The sequence below is a fragment of the Rhodococcus sp. BS-15 genome, from assembly GCF_000813105.1.
GTDB lineage: Bacteria > Actinomycetota > Actinomycetes > Mycobacteriales > Mycobacteriaceae > Rhodococcoides.
This window is the reverse complement of record NZ_BAOX01000414.1, coordinates 1-3241: the sequence shown is the minus strand read 5'-3', so window position 1 is coordinate 3241 and position 3241 is coordinate 1. Positions and strand designations below refer to the sequence as shown.

The following is a 3241-nucleotide window of genomic DNA, read 5'->3' as shown; positions in this document are numbered from 1 at the left end:
TGTGTGTTGTTTGAGAATTGCACAGTGGACGCGAGCATCTTTGTTGTAAGTAATGAAGAGCGTACGGTGGATGCCTTGGCACCAGGAGCCGATGAAGGACGTAGGAGGCTGCGATAAGCCTCGGGGAGCTGTCAACCGAGCTGTGATCCGAGGGTGTCCGAATGGGGAAACCCAGCACGAGTGATGTCGTGTTACCTGCACCTGAATATATAGGGTGTGTGGAGGGAACGTGGGGAAGTGAAACATCTCAGTACCCACAGGAAGAGAAAACAATAGTGATTCCGTGAGTAGTGGCGAGCGAAAGCGGATGAGGCCAAACTTTGTGCGTGTGATACCCGGCAGGGGTTGCGTATGGAGGGTTGTGGGGTTTGCATTGTCGATTCTGCCGGATCGGCCGACAGTGAGAAATTGTGGTGTTAGTCGAAGTGGTCTGGAACGGCCTGTCGTAGAGGGTGAGAGTCCCGTAGACGAAAACATTGCAACTGTCGTTGTGGATACCCAAGTAGCAGCGGGCCCGTGAAATCTGCTGTGAATCTGTCGGGACCACCCGATAAGCCTGAATACTCCCTGGTGACCGATAGCGGACTAGTACCGTGAGGGAAAGGTGAAAAGTACCCCGGGAGGGGAGTGAAATAGTACCTGAAACCGTGCGCTTACAATCCGTCAAAGCTGGTGCATGATTCGTCATGGCTGGTGATGGCGTGCCTTTTGAAGAATGAGCCTGCGAGTTAGTGGCATGTCGCGAGGTTAACCCGTGTGGGGTAGCCGTAGCGAAAGCGAGTCCGAATAGGGCGTATCACCTTCGTGGTGTGTAGTGGCGTGTTCTAGACCCGAAGCGGAGTGATCTACCCATGGCCAGGTTGAAGCGACGGTAAGACGTCGTGGAGGACCGAACCCACTTAGGTTGAAAACTGAGGGGATGAGTTGTGGGTAGGGGTGAAAGGCCAATCAAACTCCGTGATAGCTGGTTCTCCCCGAAATGCATTTAGGTGCAGCGTCACGTGTTTCTCGCCGGAGGTAGAGCTACTGGATGGTCTAGGGGGCCTACAAGCTTACCGAAATCAGCCAAACTCCGAATGCCGGTGAGTGAGAGCGTGGCAGTGAGACTGCGGGCGATAAGGTTCGTAGTCGAGAGGGAAACAGCCCAGATCGCCAGCTAAGGTCCCTAAGCGTGTACTAAGTGGAAAAGGATGTGGGGTCGCGAAGACAACCAGGAGGTTGGCTTAGAAGCAGCCACCCTTGAAAGAGTGCGTAATAGCTCACTGGTCAAGTGATCCTGCGCCGACAATGTAGCGGGGCTCAAGTACACCACCGAAGCTGCGGCACTCACACAATAGCCCCATGCAAGTCTGCGGATTTGTGTGCAGGTGTGTGGGTGGGTAGGGGAGCGTCGTGCAGCCATGGAAGCATCGGAGTGATCCAGGTGTGGAGGCTGCGCGAGTGAGAATGCAGGCATGAGTAGCGAAAGACGAGTGAGAAACTCGTCCGCCGAATGACCAAGGGTTCCTGGGCCAGGTTAATCCGCCCAGGGTGAGTCGGGACCTAAGACGAGGCCGACAGGCGTAGCCGATGGACAACGGGTTGATATTCCCGTACCCGTGTAACCGCGCCCATGGTGAATCAGTGACACTAACCACCCTGAATCCAGATGACTGATCTCTTTCGAGAGTGAGGCGTGTGGTGGATGCGTGGGACCTGATCTGGTAGTAGCCAAGCGATGGGGTGACGCAGGAAGGTAGCTGGGCCAGTCAGTGGTTGTACTGGTGTAAGCCTGTAGGGCGAACGGTAGGCAAATCCGCCGTTCATCAAGCCTGAGAGGTGATGCGTAGCCGATTGAGGCGAATTCAGTGATCCTATGCTGCCGAGAAAAGCCTCTAGTGAGTTGTTACACGGCCCGTACCCCAAACCGACACAGGTGGTCAGGTAGAGAATACTAAGGCGATCGAGATAACTATGGTTAAGGAACTCGGCAAAATGCCCCCGTAACTTCGGGAGAAGGGGGGCCCTGTCCGGTGACGGAATTTACTTCCTGAGCTGGGTGGGGCCGCAGAGACCAGTGAGAAGCGACTGTTTACTAAAAACACAGGTCCGTGCGAAGTCGTAAGACGATGTATACGGACTGACGCCTGCCCGGTGCTGGAAGGTTAAGAGGACCGGTTAGCTCGTAAGAGCGAAGCTGAGAATTTAAGCCCCAGTAAACGGCGGTGGTAACTATAACCATCCTAAGGTAGCGAAATTCCTTGTCGGGTAAGTTCCGACCTGCACGAATGGCGTAACGACTTCTCAGCTGTCTCAACCATAGACTCGGCGAAATTGCATTACGAGTAAAGATGCTCGTTACGCGCGGCAGGACGAAAAGACCCCGGGACCTTCACTACAGCTTGGTATTGGTGTTCGGTTCGGTTTGTGTAGGATAGGTGGGAGACTGTGAAGCGGTGACGCCAGTTACTGTGGAGTCGTTGTTGAAATACCACTCTGATCGTATTGGATACCTCAACCTCGGACCATGATCTGGTTCAGGGACAGTGCCTGGTGGGTAGTTTAACTGGGGCGGTTGCCTCCTAAAATGTAACGGAGGCGCCCAAAGGTTCCCTCAGCCTGGTTGGCAATCAGGTGTCGAGTGCAAGTGCACAAGGGAGCTTGACTGTGAGACTGACAAGTCGAGCAGGGACGAAAGTCGGGACTAGTGATCCGGCACCGGCAAGTGGAAGCGGTGTCGCTCAACGGATAAAAGGTACCCCGGGGATAACAGGCTGATCTTCCCCAAGAGTCCATATCGACGGGATGGTTTGGCACCTCGATGTCGGCTCGTCGCATCCTGGGGCTGGAGTAGGTCCCAAGGGTTGGGCTGTTCGCCCATTAAAGCGGCACGCGAGCTGGGTTTAGAACGTCGTGAGACAGTTCGGTCTCTATCCGCCGCGCGCGTAAGAAACTTGAGGAAGGCTGTCCCTAGTACGAGAGGACCGGGACGGACGAACCTCTGGTGTGCCAGTTGTTCCACCAGGAGCACCGCTGGTTGGCTACGTTCGGAAGGGATAACCGCTGAAAGCATCTAAGCGGGAAGCCTGTTCCAAGATGAGGTTTCTCACCCCCTCGAGGGGGTAAGGCCCCCGGCAGACCACCGGGTTGATAGGCCAGAACTGGAAGTCGGGTAACCGATGCAGGTGACTGGTACTAATAGGCCGAGGACTTACCACAAAGAAGCTACGCGTCCACTGTGCAATATCTGAAACAACACACG

General features: G+C 55.0%; 1 rRNA gene. It reads left to right on the top strand.

The annotated features are described in order from the left end of the window. Window positions 1-43 precede the first annotated feature (43 nt). A 23S ribosomal RNA gene (locus tag RHBS_RS26010) occupies window positions 44-3198 on the top strand. Window positions 3199-3241 lie beyond the last annotated feature (43 nt).